8 protein-coding genes and 1 tRNA gene are annotated in these 16,872 nt (G+C 64.7%); 5 read left to right on the plus strand and 4 right to left on the minus strand.

Translation table 11 applies throughout. The annotated features are described in order from the left end of the window. The first annotated feature begins 241 nt into the window (after positions 1-241). Genes FXV83_RS21725 through FXV83_RS21740 form a run of 4 tightly spaced genes read left to right on the plus strand, consistent with a single transcriptional unit; the run spans position 242 to position 8,512 of the window. Positions 242-1,762, plus strand: coding sequence for a TIGR02677 family protein (locus FXV83_RS21725; RefSeq protein ID WP_148741427.1), 1,521 nt, complete (start codon positions 242-244; stop codon positions 1,760-1,762). Then, positions 1,759-3,054, plus strand: a complete 1,296-nt coding sequence (locus FXV83_RS21730; protein WP_148741428.1) for a TIGR02678 family protein — start codon at positions 1,759-1,761, stop codon at positions 3,052-3,054. Before FXV83_RS21725 ends, FXV83_RS21730 begins: the two co-directional genes overlap by 4 nt. Further along, on the plus strand, positions 3,051-7,229 hold the full coding sequence (locus FXV83_RS21735; protein WP_148741429.1) for a TIGR02680 family protein: 4,179 nt from the start codon (positions 3,051-3,053) through the stop codon (positions 7,227-7,229). The genes FXV83_RS21730 and FXV83_RS21735 overlap by 4 nt, the downstream gene beginning before the upstream one ends. After that, positions 7,226-8,512: a TIGR02679 family protein gene (locus FXV83_RS21740; RefSeq protein WP_148741430.1), complete on the plus strand. Its 1,287-nt coding sequence runs from the start codon at positions 7,226-7,228 to the stop codon at positions 8,510-8,512. Before FXV83_RS21735 ends, FXV83_RS21740 begins: the two co-directional genes overlap by 4 nt. A gap of 471 nt (positions 8,513-8,983) precedes the next feature. On the opposite strand, the gene FXV83_RS21745 is transcribed toward FXV83_RS21740, so the two are convergent. Together FXV83_RS21745 and FXV83_RS21750 are read right to left on the minus strand one after the other, a co-directional pair. Further along, positions 8,984-9,060, minus strand: a tRNA-His gene (locus FXV83_RS21745). A 196-nt stretch (positions 9,061-9,256) separates the two neighbouring features. Beyond that, the gene (locus FXV83_RS21750; protein WP_148741431.1) at positions 9,257-9,691 is read right to left on the minus strand and encodes a phasin; all 435 of its coding nucleotides are present in this window, start codon (positions 9,689-9,691) and stop codon (positions 9,257-9,259) included. A gap of 654 nt (positions 9,692-10,345) precedes the next feature. Between FXV83_RS21750 and FXV83_RS21755 the strand changes: the two genes are divergently transcribed. Continuing rightward, positions 10,346-13,756: a PAS domain-containing sensor histidine kinase gene (locus FXV83_RS21755; RefSeq protein WP_148741432.1), complete on the plus strand. Its 3,411-nt coding sequence runs from the start codon at positions 10,346-10,348 to the stop codon at positions 13,754-13,756. 171 nt (positions 13,757-13,927) lie between these two features. On the opposite strand, the gene FXV83_RS21760 is transcribed toward FXV83_RS21755, so the two are convergent. Together FXV83_RS21760 and serA are read right to left on the minus strand one after the other, a co-directional pair. After that, positions 13,928-15,100, minus strand: a complete 1,173-nt coding sequence (locus FXV83_RS21760) for a thiolase family protein (RefSeq protein ID WP_148741433.1) — start codon at positions 15,098-15,100, stop codon at positions 13,928-13,930. A 144-nt stretch (positions 15,101-15,244) separates the two neighbouring features. Further along, complete coding sequence (serA, locus tag FXV83_RS21765) at positions 15,245-16,834, minus strand: phosphoglycerate dehydrogenase (protein WP_148741434.1); 1,590 nt, start codon at positions 16,832-16,834, stop codon at positions 15,245-15,247. Positions 16,835-16,872 lie beyond the last annotated feature (38 nt).

Here is a 16,872-nt window from a genome sequence, read left to right on the forward strand (position 1 = left end):
GGTTTTCAGTAGCCTCAATCAGCATGAACGAGACGAATGGCGTGCCATTCGGAATAAAACTGCGAACTCATATGCAGTTGAAATCACATTATAATTTCGGCCCGCCCATCAGAGGTGCATGAGATGCCTTGCTGCGTACGCCAGTGGATGGAACCCGATTTTGCTGTCACCCATTGGTAAATGTATTACGCTGTCGCGCGGACCGGCAATTTCAGCGGAAGACCCTTAGGCAAGAAGCCCCATGCGCGCTGTAAGCGATTCAGCCGAACTTTTCAGGCATGTGAGTGCCGAGAAGTCTGACGTTTATCGCTGCATCATGGACGTCTTTGCCGCAGCCAAACGGCAGTACCGTTTGCAATTGAGGCCTGACGAAGTCCTGGGCGAGGCTCGTTGGTCCGGCATGTCGCCTCGGATCGAGGACGTCAACGCTGCGCTTGCCCAACTGACCACCTGGGGCAATCTGGAATCGCATCCTGACACCGCGCGGGTTTCGAGTCTCGGCGATTTCTACCGTGCCCGTTTCCTGTATCGTCTCTCGCACGGCGGCGAGGCTGTCGAAACATCGCTGGCGTTGTTCGTTGCGACGCTGCAACGGCGTGCCGAGCTGCAAACGGTGGCGCTTGAAGACATCGCGAACCGGCTGCAGGCGCTTCGGACATTGGCTGACGCAAGCGAGGCCGATGTCGCGAAGGTTCACGAAACGCTACGTGATCTGGTGCGCGTGTTCGAAAGTCTGGCTGACAATGCACAAGCCTTCATGGCCGGCGTTGCCCGCAGCATTGCGCTGCAGCAGGCGGAAGCGACGGCCGTGGCGACTTACAAGCGCCAGTTGATCGACTATCTGGAGCGCTTTATTGGCGATCTGGTGCGACGCTCCGACACTATAGCAGGCCACATCCTTGCTCTGGAGCCACATATCGACGCGTTGCTGCAACAGGTCGCTGTACGCGAGGCACGCGATTCCGCTCCCGGTGATGCAACGGATCGCGCCGAGGCACAGGCCTTTTACCGAAATGCCTGGCGCGAACGCTGGACAGGCCTGCACGGCTGGTTCTTCCGGAGCGGCCATGAGCCTTCGCAAGCCGAGTTGCTCAGGGCAAGAGCAAGATCGGCAATCCCGCAATTGCTCGGCGCGATCGCCGCGATCAACGAGCGCCGCAGCGGTCGCAGCGATCGCTCCGCGGATTTTCGCGTCCTCGCTGGCTGGTTTGCGGCCTGCCAGAGCGATGGCGACGCGCACCGGCTGGGGCGCGCTGCATTCGCGCTCAATCCGGCACGGCATTTCGCGCTGAATACCGACGCGGATGCGGATCTGCCGGCCAGCACGCGCTGGGCCGATGCGCCACCGCTCCAGATTCATCCCCGCCTGCGCGAATATGGCGAGGCTGCGCCGCGCGGCCCGATGGCCCGCATCCGCGACCGCACAGAGGCTCGCGCACGGCTGGCACTCGAACTCGCCGAAGAGTCGCTGCAGGTCGAAACCGCGCGCAGACGGCTCGCGACCGGTCAGGCCACGCGGCTTTCCGATCTCGGCGAACTCGATCAGCATGCCTTTGGCCTTTTTCTCGGGCTGCTCGGCGAAGCGCTGACGGAACAGGCCGGGCCGGACGCCGCCGTGGCGCGGCAGACCAGCGACGGATTACTGCATATCAGCCTGACACCCCTCGCAGCCGAGAGCCGGACCGAGATCCACACGCCACATGGCGTTTTTTCCGGACGCGATCACCTGATTACGATCACATCGACGCAGGATATCCGATGACCGATCTCGCCGGGGATAGTCGTAGGATCGGCCAGCAACAACGACAGCACCAGCGCGAGGAGTTTCGGAGCGCGGTGCGCGCGCTATTGATGATACCGCTGATGACCCCGGCCCATAACGACTTTGCAGCGGTCCGTCGTCAGGCCGACGCCTTGCGTGGCTGGTTCGCGCGTGAAACCGGCTGGCCGCTGCAGATCGAGCAGGAGGGGGCACGGCTCTACAAGCGGCCGGCGGACCTCTCCGCCAGCATGCGCGGCCTGCCCGGTTACGACCGACGCCGTTATGTACTGCTTTGCCTGGCCTGTGCCGTGCTCGAACGCGCCGAGCCGCAGATCACGCTGCGCCTGCTCGGCGAGCGGCTGTTGCAATTCGCCGCCGAGCCGGCGCTGGCCGCGCTCGGCTTTGCGTTCACGCTGGGCACCCATCACGAGCGGCGCGAATTGGTCGCAGTCTGCCGGACGCTGCTGGAGATCGGCGTTCTGCAGCGCGTGGTCGGCGACGAAGATGCCTTTGTCCACGGCGGAGGCGAGCAGGCCGACGCGCTCTACGACGTGCAGCGTCGTACGCTCGCCGGCATGCTGGCGGCCGTGCGTGGTCCATCCACATGGCGACCGGACGACGCTCCTGCCTCGCTTGAAGCCCGCCTGCAGGCCTTGGTCAGCGAGCATGTGTCGGACAGCGATGACGGGCGCCGGACCGCGCTCCGCCACCAACTCGCGCGGCGCCTTCTCGATGACCCGGTGATCTATATCGACACGTTGGACGCGGAAGCCCGCGCTTATTTCGTCAACCAGCGCGGCGTGATGTCCGCCCGTCTGTGCGACGCCGCAGGTCTCGTTGCGGAGCACCGCGCTGAGGGGCTGGCGCTGGTGGATGAGGCCGGGGTGCTGACCGATGTGGCCATGCCCGCAGAAGGCACCGATGCTCACGCCACGCTGCTGGTTGCGGAATTCCTCGCCAGTGGGATTCGGCGGCAAAAAATGGATGATGCCGCTGCAGCATTCCCATCAGCCGGCTACTCGGACCAGGACGTAATAGCCTTCTTGCGCGACGCCAAGGGCCGATATGGCCGATACTGGCGCAGGTCGGCGCGGGAAGCCGGTGCCGAGCGCGAACTTGCACTGATCGCGATTGAACGATTGGAGAAGCTGCAGCTCGTCGTGAGAAACGCCGACAGGATCCATCCGCTGCCGGCGATCGCCCGTTTCGGACTCGGCGAGGCAGAGATTCGTAACCTCCGTGATACGGAACGCATGCCGGCAGCGGCCGCTGGCCAACTCGGTTTCGCATGAACGATCGTCCGGCTTCGTTTACTGCCTTAATGGAGCGCCCGGCGCTTCCGGTCCCGTCACAGCTCCGCTGGCAACCGCTGCGGCTCGGGCTGGTGGAGATGTTCCACTACGACAGCGAAGAATTCTGGTTCCGCGACGGACACCTGTTGCTACGTGGTAATAACGGCACCGGCAAATCGAAGGTGCTGTCACTGACGCTTCCGTTTCTGCTCGATGCGCAACTCAAGTCTTCCCGCGTCGAGCCGGACGGCGACAGCGGCAAGAAGATGTCCTGGAACTTGCTGATGAACAGCTACGACCGACGAACCGGCTATGCCTGGCTCGAGTTCGGCCGTCGCGGCGACGATGGCACGCTGCACTACCTCACGCTCGGCGCAGGGCTCTCCGCCGTCGCGGCGCGGCCACAGGTTGATAGCTGGTTCTTCATCCTAGACGATGCGGACAACGCGCCGCGCATCAATCATGACCTCTGGCTGATGAGCGAGCAACGGGTGGTCCTGACGCGTGAGCGGCTGCGCGATGCACTCGCTGGCCGTGGCCAGATGTTCGACACCGCTGCCAGCTATCGCCGCGCGGTCGATGAACGCCTATTCCACCTGGGCGCCAGGCGCTACGACGCGCTGATGGATACGCTGATCCAGCTGCGCCAGCCGCAACTGTCGAAGAAGCCCGATGAAGCGGCGCTGTCCAACGCGCTCACCGAGGCCCTGCCGCCGCTAGCGCCGGAATTGCTCGGCGATGTCGCCGAAGCGCTCGGCCAGCTGGAAGACGATCGCCGTCAGCTTGAGGACTATCGGGCGCTGGCAAAGGCCGTGGGTCGCTTCGATCAGCGCTATCGTATCTATGCGGGAACGCAGAGCCGGCGACAGGCACGCACGCTGCGTCAGGCGCAGACGGAATTCGACAATGCGAGCCGTTCACGCGGCGAAGCGCAGGGGCGACTTGAGACGGCCCAGACCGATGAAGCAAATGCGCATCTCGCCCGAGACGCGGCCGAAGTCGCACTCAAACGCGAACGAACCCGGCTTGAAACCCTGCAATCGGGCGCCGGGATGGAAGATGCGAACCGCCTCGAAACCGCGGAGAGCGATGCAGCCGCCCGCAAGCGGGCATTCGGAATCGCAGCCGATGCGGTCGCCGGGGCGCGGCGACGATTGGACCGTAGTATCGAGGAAAAGGAACAGGCCACGCTGCGCGTGGCGGCGGCCGAACGTCAGATCGCCAACCTGCGCCGGAAATGTATCCCCGATGCCGAGGCCGCGGGGGTTGCGAGCCTCCATGCGGAGCATCCGTTCGCCGCGCTGGACACTGCTACCCTTGGCGAGTTGACGCCGGCCGCTTTCGAAAGCGCTCGCTCCGGGCTTCGCGCTCTGGTCTCCGACCGGCGCGACCAGATCGCGACGCTACGCCGGCGCGATGCGGAGGTGGCTGCCGCTGAAGCCCTGCATGCGCACCGCCAGACGAGGCACGATGAAGCGCGGGAAGCTGCCGAAGCCGCAGCGGAACGGCGCGAGCACGCCGATACCGATGTGGAGCGCGAAGGGCAGGCCTTGGTTCAGTCCTGGCAGAACTGCTTTGGCGGTTTGAAGCAGTTGCGGATCGGCCCGGATGACGGATTCGACGCGCTTGCAGTCCTGGCCGAATGGGTCATCGCAATGGACGGCGACAATCCGGCGCGGCAGCGCTTGCAGGTCGCGCAACAGCAGGCCAGCGAGCGTTTGGCGGCCAAGCGCGTGTCGCTGGAGGGCCAGCAGCAAGCCCTGGAGGCCGAGCGCACGGCGCTCGACGACGAACGCCTTCGCCTCGAAGGTGGCGTCGATACCATGCCACCGCAGCCTCATACTCGCGCGGACAATGTTCGGAACAGCCGCGACGGCGCCCCGCTCTGGCAATTGGTGGATTTTCGCGCGGCGCTCACCATTTCGCAACGAGCCGGCCTCGAAGCTGCACTCGAAGCCACTGGCCTGCTCGATGCCTGGCTCTCGCCCGATGGCCGTTTACAGTCCGGCGATGGCGATGTTCCGCTGTTCGATACGCAGATGATGGCGCGTCCATCCCAATCGTCGTCGCTCGCCAACTGGTTGCAGGCCGACGTGCCGCCCGACAGCATGGTCCCCGCAACCGTCGTCGAGCAACTGTTGTCCGGCATCGTCTGTGCCGACGATGATCCCGTCGATTGCGAAACCTGGATCGCAGCAGACGGCCGCTTCAGGCTCGGTGCGCTCGCCGGTTCCTGGAGCAAACCGGAAGCCGTTTATATTGGCTATGCGGCCCGCGCCGCCGCCCGCGCGCGGCGGTTGTCCGAGATTTCCGCTCGGCTGATGCAGCTGGCTGATGCACTTGCAGCCGTGCAAGAGGGAGCCGATCAACTCGGCAAGGATCAGGATCAGGCAGCTGAAGAATGGCGGATGGCTCCGTCGGACGAACCCCTGCGCAAATCCCATCTGGCGGCGGCTGCCGCTGCACGCGAAGCGGATACCGCCCGCCAGCGGTGGGCCGAAGCCACCGTGCAGCGCGATGCGAGTGAGCTGGATTTGCAGGCGGCGCGGCAGCGGCGCGTTGCCGACGCCACCGACCTGCGCCTGCCTGCATCGCCGGCCGACCTTACGGGCATCGAGACGGCCCTCAGCAGCTATCAGAATGCCCAGATCGACCTGACGCAGACGATCCAGGAGGCGCGCCTGGCCTTGCCCAACCTTAAAAAGGAACGTCTGCGCGAAAGCGAGGCACATGACGATCTGACGGCGCAGGAAGAACGCTGCGCGGTGGCCCGGATCGAGGCCGAAGAGGCGTCCACTAGGTTCGAGGTGCTGCGCGAGACGATCGGCGCAAAGGTCGAGGAATTGCGGCAGCAACTGGTCAAAGCCCGTGATGCCGTCGATGCCAGCGAGACGGGCCTTGGTCGGGCACGCGAAAGTCTGAACAAATCCGGTCAGGCGCGCGCGGTCGCGCAGGAACAAGCCAACAATGCGAACTCGCAGTTCGAACGATGCAGCGACGCGCGCGCCGAAGCCATTTCGAAGTTCCAGCAGTTCGCGAGCACCGGCCTCCTCGCCGCGGCGCTTCCGCAGCTTGAAGTGCCCGATATGATCGCTGTCTGGACGATCGATCCTGCCCTCACCCTCGCGCGCCGCGCCGAACAGGCGCTGTCTTCGCTGGACGACAAGGAAGAGACCTGGACGCGCGTGCAAAAGGAAATCAGCCAGGAATTGACGGAGCTGCAAACGACTCTCGGCGCGCTCGGTCACCGCGCGCAGTCCGAGCACAACGACTGGGGATTGATCGCCCACATCATTTACCAGAACAGGCCCGAACGCCCGGATCGTCTCGCCGCGCGGCTGGTCGAGGAGATCGCCCAGCGCAGCGAGTTGCTCACGGCGCAAGAACGAACCGTGCTGGAGAACCATCTACAGGCCGAAATCGCATCCGAGGTGCAGCGACTGCTGCAGGCGGCGGAGAACCGGCGCGACGCCATCAACAAGGAACTGTATAGCCGTCCGACATCAACCGGTGTCCGCTACCGACTGTTATGGCAGCCGTTGGGCGAAGAAGAAGGCGCTCCGGTCGGCCTCGATGCGGCGCGAAAACGCTTGCTCAATACCAGCGCAGATCTGTGGTCGGCCGAAGATCGGCGCGTGGTGGGCGCCATGCTGCAGCAACGCATTGCCTTGGAGCGGGAACGCACCGTTTCAGGCGCCGGGACCGAGTCGGGAGGCGCCCTGATCGACCAACTGACGCGCGCGCTGGACTATCGCCGCTGGCACCGCTTTCGCGTCGAGCGCTGGCAAGACGGGCACTGGCGCAAGCTTTCGGGCCCGGCCTCCAGCGGCGAACGTGCGCTCGGCCTTACGGTGCCGCTGTTCGCCGCGATCGCCAGTTTCTACAGCCAGGGCAGCTACAAGCTGGCACCACGGCTCATGCTGCTTGATGAAGCATTCGCCGGCATTGATGACGCCGCGCGCGCCCACTGTATGGGGCTGATCCGCGAGTTCGACCTTGACTTCGTGATTACGAGCGAGCGCGAATGGGCCTGTTATGCCGAGTTGCCCTGCGTCGCCATCTGTCAATTGCAACGGCGCGAAGGGATCGACGCGGTGTTCGTTTCGCGCTGGACCTGGGATGGCCGTGCCAAGACGCGCGAAAGCGACCCCGATCGCAGATTTGCGTCGACATGAGTTCGGCGATCGATCCACGGCTGCAACGCCTGCTCGGCGGCGATCGCTTTGCCTCGCTGCGCAAGCGCCTGCGCCAGCGGTTCGAGCGGGCACCGCTGGATACCGCGATCGAAGGCTTCCGCATCGGCCAACTCTCCGTGGATGAACACGCTGCACTGGCGTCCTTGCTGGGTCGCCCGAGCCGCTACGTGAATTCCCTACAGGTTGATGTTGGCTTCATCGACACCGCGTTCAGAAATGCCGGCGTCGCCGTTTCGCTGCGTGATGCACTCGAGCAACTCGATGGCCCGATCGCGCATCTCGCCACGAGGCGTTTGGCAATACAAACGATGTGGTCCGATGTGCTGGAGAGCTGCACGCACAACTCATTGATCGAATTGCTCAGAACGTCCGCGGGCATGGGATTGCTCAAGCGGCTCGCGCGGCAGAGCCCAACTGCGGCACTCCAGATCTGCCGCCGCGTCGAAGCCACATTGGAGCGTCTGCCCGCGATCGGCATAACGCGTTCGCAATTGGCCGCCGATGCGCTGGGCGATCCCCATGGGCTTGACAGCGGCCAACCGGCGGCCACGTTGGTCTTAACGATCTGGCGTCAGTCGACGACGCGGTCCGATGGCTGTGGTGCTGGCATTACTGTGGATGAGAAGGATGAAGATAACGACCTGGAGCAGGCCGGTGTGGAAAGCCACCGCGACGTCTGGGCGAAAGCAGGAGTGCTTGTTAACGAGTTGGCACGTCCGGTGTTATTTCTAAACCTGCCCATACGTAGCGCCGAGCACCACGGTTGGTCACTAGGAGAGCCGACCTATGCTTCGCTTCGTTCGCTTTTGCGCGCTCCGTTGTCCTGGGACGTGTCCGGTCGCAAGGTTTACGTTTGCGAAAATCCTAATCTTGTCGCCATCGCTGCGGATCACTGGGGCGCCGGCTGCGCACCGCTCGTCTGCACGGACGGCATGCCCGCTGCCGCGCAGCGATGCCTATTATCGCAACTGGCCAAAGCACGAGCGCAGCTTTGCTATCACGGCGATTTCGATTGGCCAGGCGTAAGAATCGGCAACCACGTGATGCGCGAGCACGGCGCGCAATCGTGGCGCTTTAATGCAAGCGACTATGAGGTCGCCGCCGAAGGCGTATCAGTTATGGGACAGCCCCTAACAGGAAAGGCTGTCCGCGCGATGTGGGACGACGCGTTGATGGCTGCGATGCAGCGCCATTGTCTGTCGATTGCTGAAGAAGGCCTTGCGGCTTCACTGTTGAAAGACCTGGGCCCGCACGGCAACTAGTTCGTGGATTTATTCAGAACGGTGGAAATTTGGCGCACCCGGAATGATTCGAACGTCCGACCCTCAGATTCGTAGTTTAAGTGAGGCCTGTAGACCGAACGTTGCTGACGGGCCAAGTGAGCGCGGGAGCGGCAGGCTTGCCAACAGCGCTTCGGTCCGTCCGATTTGCACTCTACAGCGTGCAGGAGTTAGCCGCGGCATCAAAGAGCCTGCGGTGCCCGGAAGAATTCGACCGGCGGTCGCGACACCCACAGAGGGCCACGCCAACCGATCCGGATGCCTGAAAAAGCTCAGCACCCCGCGAGTGTCGCTCCGAAGGGAATCGAACTCCGCCCTTCATTGCAAATGACTGATTTTAGAACATTGCGAATGCTGTTTTAGAACCCTAACTCGTTTGCCATTACCGTGGTAGCTATGCGGTAGCTAGCGATCGTCGGCCCAGGCGACCAATGAGTTAAGTTAATGATTTGTTGGTACAGTTGGGTGGGCTCGAACCACCGACCTCCTGTTCCACAGACAGGCGCTCTAACCAACTGAGCTACAACTGCATCCTTGCGAGCCGCCTCGGGAAGCGGCTTGAACGGGCCGAGAACCAAGGGGGCTGGACGGGGCGGAAACTAGGTGCAACGGCCGTTTTTGGCAAGGCCGCTGGACCCCCAAATCGACCCTTCGAGCAGCGTTATTTCCAAAGCAAAACCCGGGCCTCACGGCCCGGGTTTCTTAATCAATTCAACGCCGCTTCGCTTAAGCCGCGGGCGGGTAGAACTTCGAGGCAGAGGCCTTGATCGGCTCGGCGGTCGCATTGGCAACCCGCTGGCCGATCTCGACGAGCTCCTTGGCCTGGGCCTGGAGGGTCTCGAGCTGCTTGCGGGTGTGGCCGGTCCACAGCTCCAGCGCTTCGGACGGCGACTTGAGGCTGAACAGCTCCTGGGCGAAGTCCAGCTGGGCCGTGGTGTTGGCCTTCATGAACTCCACCAGCTTGGCGGTGTACTCGCTCGCGCCCTTGCTGGCGGTGGTGAATACGGCCTCGACGGTGCCGTTGTGGGTTTCGGCAGCGTCCTTGAACTTGGCGTAGCTCTCGCGGGCCTGCGAAACGCCCTTTTCGGCGAACGCACGCATCTGCTCGGGGACCTCGAACGGAATGATCGAGGCAGAAAACGGATCAGTCGCACCTGTCATGGTTGTCCCTCACGATAATGAAAAACGGAGTGAGCCTTCTGGCGCGCCCGCCGGGCCGATCGGGGCCATAGTTTGGCGGGTACGGAGACTGGAAACACGAAACAAACAAGATGGCTCGCCCAGCGACGCCACCATCTCTGCCTAATATGTCAACATTGTGCACCGCAATGTGATCGAAGGGCGTCTGCGAAAATTTAATCTCGGACAGGATGAAGTTCCTAGGGAGGGGAACCCGAGGTTGAGGGTGTGCAACATGTGAACCCATGATGGCGGTCCGCTCCCTGTTCCGCTTGCGGGAGAGGGCTGGGGAGAGGGTGCGTCCGCAGCGGGACAATCCCGGTGGGGAGAGAGCCCTCACCCGCCGCGCTCTTCGAGCGCGTCGACCTCTCCCGCAAGCGGGAGAGGTGACCGTCCGCGGCCCAACCGGTTCAAGCCAAAATCATCCAGCTCTGGTGCTTGCCCCCGCGAATCCTGCGGATGCGACCGGGGTGCCGCTTGCGGGTTCGGCAGCATTAAGGTTATCGCGGCTTTAGGCCTTTGCTTCTAGACCGGGGCCGTGGACCTGCCCGTGCCCGCGGGCGATACTAACCCTTTCTTAAGGCTGTCATTCCCGGCGGCCGCCCAGGTGATGCAGCGAGACTTGAAGCCGGTTGGATGACTAGTTCGGATTTCCAGGTGCGAGGCGTGGGCGATCCGCGGCTGGCCGTGCACGCGACCTCGGCGCTGCCCGCCTGGCTCTGGTCGATCGACGGCACGCGCGTGCTCTGGGCCAATCCGGTCGGCGCAAAGTTCTTTGGCGCGGCTCATGCCGCAGCGCTGGCGCAAAAGCCCTTCGGACCGGCGGACGTGCATCGCCGCCAGATTGTCCGCCTCGCGCGTCAGCTGGCGGCGAGCGGCACCGTTCGGCTCGAACGGCTGCGCGGCTTTGGCGCCCGGCTCGGCGGCCTGATGACCTGCGCCTGCGCGCGGCTCGAATTTGCCGACGGCCACCACGGCGTGCTGGTCACCGCGATGGATCCGGCCGGCCGAACCATGCCGCTGGTCGAGCGCCTGCACCGGCTGGTCGAGGGCGCGGCGGTGCCGATGGCGGCGTTCGCGCCCGACGGCCTGTTCGCCGGCGCAAGCGAAGCTGCCCGCCCGCTGCTCGGCTTTCGCGATCTCGTCGAGGCCGGCCTCGAACAGGCGCGCCGCGATGCGCTTGCTCAAGGCCGCGCCCTGATCCCGATCGGCATCGGCCAGATGGTGCTGCAACGGGTCGGCGTAGGCGCCGATACCGGTCTCGTCGCGCTGATCGAGCCCGCCCCTGCTGTGCAGGCCGCGCGCGAGGCTGCGGCTGAGGCGGCAGATGAGAGCGTGCAGGCCGCGCCATCGCAAGACGTCGCAATGCCCGCCGCTTCACCTGCGCCGCCGGACGATGAACAGCCCGCGCCGCCAAACGAAATGCCGTTCGGTATCGCGCTGTTCGATGCGTTCGCCGAGCCGGCCGACGCGCCGGCGCCGACCGAGACGATCGCTGAAGCACCCGCGGCGCCCGCAAGCGACGCTGCGCCGGACCTCGCGCCGATCCAACAAGCCGTCCAAAAGACTGTTCAAGAGCCTGTCCAAGAAACGATCGAAGACACGATCGATGCCGCGCCCAAAACTCCGGTTGAAAACTTAGCCGAAGCCATCGTGCCGCCCCAAGCTGCGCCGAATACAGCTGGCATGGTCGAGCCGCCGTCGGGCCATGCGGAGCCGTCCGCGCCGCGTCAGCATCCGCTGCGCTTCCTGTGGCAGATGGATGCGGAGGGCCGCTTTGTGCTTCTCTCGGGCGAGTTCATCGGCTTGATCGGCACGCGTACGGCGGCCGGCTTCGGCCGCCCCTGGCGCGAGATCGCCGAGGAATTCGCGCTCGATCCGGAGGGGCGCGTGGCAGCGGCGCTGGCCAGCCACGACACCTGGGCCGGCATCACCGTGAACTGGCCGGCCGATGGCGGCGAGCACCTGCCGGTCGAGCTCGCAGGACTTCCCGTCTATGACGGGATGCGCAACTTTGCAGGCTTCAAGGGCTTTGGCGTCTGCCGCGATCTCGATTGCCTCAACCGGCTCGATGCGCTGCGGCGCTTTGAGCGGCTCACCAAGCCGGAGGTGCCACAGAGCCTGTCCGCGGATGTGATCGAGCCAGATCCGGAGCGGGAGGCGCCGCCTCCACCGAGCGAGCCGCCCGCACCTGAGCCTGAAGCTGAACTGCCCGAACCCGTCACCGAAGCGAATTCACACCCAACCGGTCTGGAAACATCCGTGGAAACGCCTCCCAATGTCGTGCCGTTCCGAGCGCCCGGCGATACGAGATCGCCGACGCTGACGCCAGTCGAGAACAGTGCGTTCAACGAGCTCGCGCGGCAATTGTCCGAGCGCCTCGAACGCGAGCGAGAGACGGTCACAACGGAAACGATCGAGCCGCTGGCAACGGCGATTGCGTCCGAACCGTCGATGCCGGAGCCGGAAGCGCCGCAACGGCCGGCCGAATGGCTGAGCGAACCCACCCCGCCCGCACGCGGCCACAGCACGCGCGACCGCGCGCTGCTCGACCTGTTGCCGACGGGCATCCTGATCTACCGGCTCGACCGCCTGCTCTACGCCAACCCCGCCTTCCTCGCCCGCATGGGCTATGCCGATTTGAGCGCGCTGGAGGATGCCGGCGGGCTCGATGCGCTCTACGTCGAACCCGGCGTCTCCGCGGCCAGCAGCACGTCGCAAGCAGGCACACCGGTGACGATCAGCGCGGCGGTGGCGAACGGCGAAGCGCCGCTCGCGACCACCGAGGCGCATCTGCACACGATCGACTGGGACGGCGCGAGCGCACATGCGCTGATCTGCGCGCTGCCGCAGGCTGCGCCAATCGTCGCCGAGCCCGCCATCGCCGAGCCGCTTGCGACGACCCCCGTCGATCCCGAGCCGGAGCTCGAGCCCGGCGAGGCCGAGGCAGAAGATCTCGCCGCGATCCTCGACACCACGGCCGAAGGCATCGTCATGTTCGATGCCGAAGGCAACATCCACGCCTGCAACCGCAGCGCCGAGGCGCTGTTCGGCCATGACGGCGAAGCCTTGCTGCAGAAGAACCTGCTGACGCTGTTTGCGCCCGAGAGCCAGCAGATCGTCATCGACTATCTCGACAGCCTGAAGAACCAGGACATATCGAGCCTGCTCGATCATGGCCGCGAGGTGCTGGGACGCGAGAAGAACGGCGGCGTCATTCCGCTGGCGATGATCATGGGCCGCACCCGGCCCGACGGCCCCAACTTCTTCGCGGTGTTCCGCGACCTGTCGCAGAGCAAGCAGGGCGAGAGCGAGCTGACGCGGGCCCGCCATCTCGTCGACGGCGCGGCCAACGCCAAGGCCGACATGCTGGCGCGGATCAGCCACGAGATCCGCACGCCGCTCAACGCCATCATCGGTTTTGCCGAGGTGATGATCTCCGAGCGCTTCGGCAGCCTCGGCAACGAGCGCTACGGCGAATACATGAAGGACATCCGCGCCTCCGGCGAGCGCGTGATCACCATCATCGACGACCTGCTCGAGCTGTCGCGGATCGAGACCGGCAAGCTCGACCTCAACTTCGCCAACCTCAACCTCAACGATCTCGTCGAAGCCTGCGTCGTGGTGATGCAGCCGCAGGCCAACCGCGAGCGCATCATCATCCGCACCTCGCTCGCTCATGCGCTGCCGCAGGTCAGCGTGGACGCGCGCGCGATGCGGCAGGTCGCCATGAACCTGATCTCCAACTCGATCAGGCTCGCCACCGCCGGCGGCCAGGTCATTGTCTCGACCGCCCTCAATGACCGCGGCGAGGTGTGCTTGCGCATCCGCGACACCGGCCACGGCCTCTCCGAGCGCGAAGTCGCGGCCGCGATGGAGCCGTTCCGCACCCCGCCGCCCGGCGATGCCTCTGACAGTTCGGCGCTCAGCCTGTCGCTGACCAAGGCGCTGGTCGAAGCCAACCGCGCCCGCTTCAACATCAAGAGCGCGGCCAACACCGGCACGCTGATCGAAGTGGTGTTCGCACCGGCGCTGGAACGGGCGTGAAGGCTTAAAAATACGAGCTGCGGGATAGACAAGGCTTTCGCCCGCGTCGTTGCGAGCGCAGCGAAGCAATCCAGGCTGCCGCCGCGGAAAGATTCTGGATTGCTTCGCTACGCTCGCAATGACGAAAGGGCACGGCGCGAGCCGTGCCCTTTCGCATTCACACTGCGCTACTCAGCTATAGATCTCGAACAGGCCGGCGCCGCCCTGGCCGCCGCCGATACACATGGTGACCACGCCCCACTTGGCCTTGCGGCGCGCGCCTTCCAGGAGGATGTGGCCGGTGAGACGTGCGCCGGTCATGCCGAAGGGATGGCCGATCGCGATCGAGCCGCCGTTGACGTTGTACTTCTCGGGATCGATGCCGAGCTTGTCGCGGCAATACAGGCACTGGCTGGCGAAGGCCTCGTTGAGCTCCCACAGATCGATGTCGTCGATCTTCAGGCCGGTGCGCTTCAACAGCTTCGGGATCGCAAACACCGGGCCGATGCCCATCTCGTCCGGCTCGCAGCCGGCGGTGGCCCAGGCGACGAACCGGCCGAGCGGCTTGAGGCCGCGCTTCTCGGCATCCTTGGCTTCCATCAGCACCACGGCCGCGGCGCCGTCGGAGAGCTGGCTGGCATTGCCGGCGGTGACGGACTTGCCGGGGCCTTTCACCGGCTCGAGCTTGGCGAGGCCTTCCATCGTGGTCTCGGGCCGGTTGCACTCGTCGCGATCGACGACGTAGTCGACGATCGACTCCGCCTTGGTCGCCTTGTCGACCACTTTCATCTTGGTCTTCATCGGGACGATCTCGTTCTTGAACTTGCCCGCCTGCTGGGCCGCGGCCATGCGGCGCTGCGATTCCAGCGAGAACTCGTCCTGATATTCGCGGCTGACCTTGTAGCGCTCCGCGACGATATCGGCGGTGTCGATCATCGCCATGAAGATGTCGGGCGCGACTTTCAACAGCTCCGGATCGACCGCTTCCTTGGGCAGAGGGCCGCCCGGAATCGAGATGCTCTCGACGCCGCCGGCGACGATGCAATCGGCGCCGTCGGAGCGGATCGAGTTCGCGGCCATGGCGATGGTCTGCAGGCCCGAGGAGCAGAAGCGGTTCACCGACACGCCGGCGGTGGTCTTCGGCAGACCCGCGAGCAGCGCGGCCTGGCGGCCGATGTTCGGCGCGCCATGGGCGCAGTTGCCGAGATAGCTGTCCTCGACATAGTCCTTCTCGACGCCGGCGCGGTCGACCGCGTGGTGGATGGCGTGCGCCGCAAGACTCATCGGCGCCGTGATGTTGAACCCGCCGCGGCCGGACTTCGCCAGCCCCGTGCGCGCATAGGAAACGATGACGGCTTCACGCATTGTTTTCTCCCTTTTTCGAAACGATTTTGAACGGAGCGTCCTCGCGCCATTGGTACACAAAGTTGGGCGGCCGCGGGAGAAATAAAAACGCCGCCTCCGGAGATGGAGGCGGCGTTGTTCCGCGGGTCGGAATATATCGGCGCCTCAGAACGTCAGCGCCTTGACCTGCTTGACCTGCGGCAGGGCTTGCACCTTGGCGAGCACATCGGCCGGCACCGCACCGTCGACCTCGACCAGCGCGATGGCATCGCTGCCGGGCGCGACGCGGCCGAGATGGAAAGTCGCGATGTTGAGCTTGGCATCGCCGAGGAGACTCGCGAACCTGCCGATGAAGCCGGGCTTGTCCTCGTTGGTGACGTAGATCATTGACTTGCCGAACTCGGCGTCGACGCGGATGCCCTTGACGTCAACCAATCGCGGCTTGCCGTCATGGTACACGGTGCCGGAGACTGAGCGCTCCTGACGCTCCGTCGCCACCGTGACGGTGATCAGGCTCTCATAGTCGCTCTGCGCAGCGCGCACGATCTCGTCCACCACCATGCCGCGTTCCTTGGCGACGACCGGCGCGGACACCACGTTGACCTCGCCCAGCATCGGTCGCAGCAGGCCCGACAGCACGGCGGAGGTGATCGCCTTGATCTTCATCTCGGCGACGTGGCCCTCGTAGGTAATCTGCACCTTGAGGATGCCGCTCTCGGTGAGCTGGCCGGCGAACGAGCCGAGCTTCTCGGCAAGTGCGATGAACGGCTTCAGCTTCGGCGCCTCTTCCGCGGTGATCGAGGGGAAGTTGACGGCGTTCGAGATCGCGCCGGTGAGCAGATAGTCCGACATCTGCTCGGCGACCTGGAGCGCGACGTTCTCCTGCGCCTCGGTGGTGGCGGCGCCGAGATGCGGCGTGCAGATCACGTTGGGATGGCCGAACAGCACGCTCGAGGTCGCGGGCTCCTCGACGAAGACGTCGAAGGCTGCGCCCGCAATGTGCTTGGCGTTCAGCGCATCGACCACCGCCTGCTCGTCGACCAGACCGCCGCGGGCGCAATTGATCAGGCGCACGCCCTTCTTCATCTTGGCGATCGCGGCCGCATCGATGATGTTCCTGGTCTTGTCGGTGAGCGGGGTGTGGAGCGTGATGAAATCGGCGCGCTTCAAGAGCTCGTCGAGCTCGACCTTCTCGACGCCGATGTCCTTGGCGCGCTCCGGCGACAGGAACGGATCGAAGGCGATCACCTTCATGCGCAGGCCGAGCGCGCGGTCGGCGACGATCGAGCCGATGTTGCCGCAGCCGACGACGCCGAGCACCTTGCCAGTGATCTCGACGCCCATGAAGCGGTTCTTCTCCCACTTGCCGGCTTGGGTCGAGGTGTCGGCCTGCGGAATCTCGCGCGCCAGCGCCAGCATCAGCGTGATGGCGTGCTCGGCGGTCGTGATCGAATTGCCGAACGGCGTGTTCATCACGATGATGCCCTTGGCGGTCGCCGCGGGAATTTCGACGTTGTCGACACCGATGCCGGCGCGGCCGATCACCTTGAGATTGGTCGCCTTCTCCAGGATCTTGGCCGTGGCCTTGGTCGCGGAGCGGATCGCGAGGCCGTCGTAATTGCCGATGATCTCGGCGAGCTTGTCCTTGTCCTTGCCGAGATTGGGCTGGAAGTCGACCTCGATACCGCGGTCTTTGAAGATCTGCACGGCGGCGGGAGAGAGCGCGTCGGAAATGAGAACTTTGGGCTTGGTCATGGATGTCTTCCTTCACACCCTCCCCTGGAGGGGGAGGG

The organism is Bradyrhizobium hipponense, from assembly GCF_008123965.1.
Lineage (GTDB): Bacteria > Pseudomonadota > Alphaproteobacteria > Rhizobiales > Xanthobacteraceae > Bradyrhizobium > Bradyrhizobium hipponense.

What these genes read in the sequence shown, in the direction of transcription:
- FXV83_RS21755 (WP_148741432.1), top strand. Translation starts at nt 10,346, where the DNA reads ATGACTAGTTCGGATTTCCAGGTGCGAGGCGTGGGCGATCCGCGGCTG.
- FXV83_RS21725 (WP_148741427.1), top strand. Translation starts at nt 242, where the DNA reads ATGCGCGCTGTAAGCGATTCAGCCGAACTTTTCAGGCATGTGAGTGCC.
- FXV83_RS21750 (WP_148741431.1), bottom strand. Translation starts at nt 9,691, where the DNA reads ATGACAGGTGCGACTGATCCGTTTTCTGCCTCGATCATTCCGTTCGAG.
- FXV83_RS21735 (WP_148741429.1), top strand. Translation starts at nt 3,051, where the DNA reads ATGAACGATCGTCCGGCTTCGTTTACTGCCTTAATGGAGCGCCCGGCG.
- FXV83_RS21760 (WP_148741433.1), bottom strand. Translation starts at nt 15,100, where the DNA reads ATGCGTGAAGCCGTCATCGTTTCCTATGCGCGCACGGGGCTGGCGAAG.
- FXV83_RS21730 (WP_148741428.1), top strand. Translation starts at nt 1,759, where the DNA reads ATGACCGATCTCGCCGGGGATAGTCGTAGGATCGGCCAGCAACAACGA.
- FXV83_RS21740 (WP_148741430.1), top strand. Translation starts at nt 7,226, where the DNA reads ATGAGTTCGGCGATCGATCCACGGCTGCAACGCCTGCTCGGCGGCGAT.
- serA (WP_148741434.1), bottom strand. Translation starts at nt 16,834, where the DNA reads ATGACCAAGCCCAAAGTTCTCATTTCCGACGCGCTCTCTCCCGCCGCC.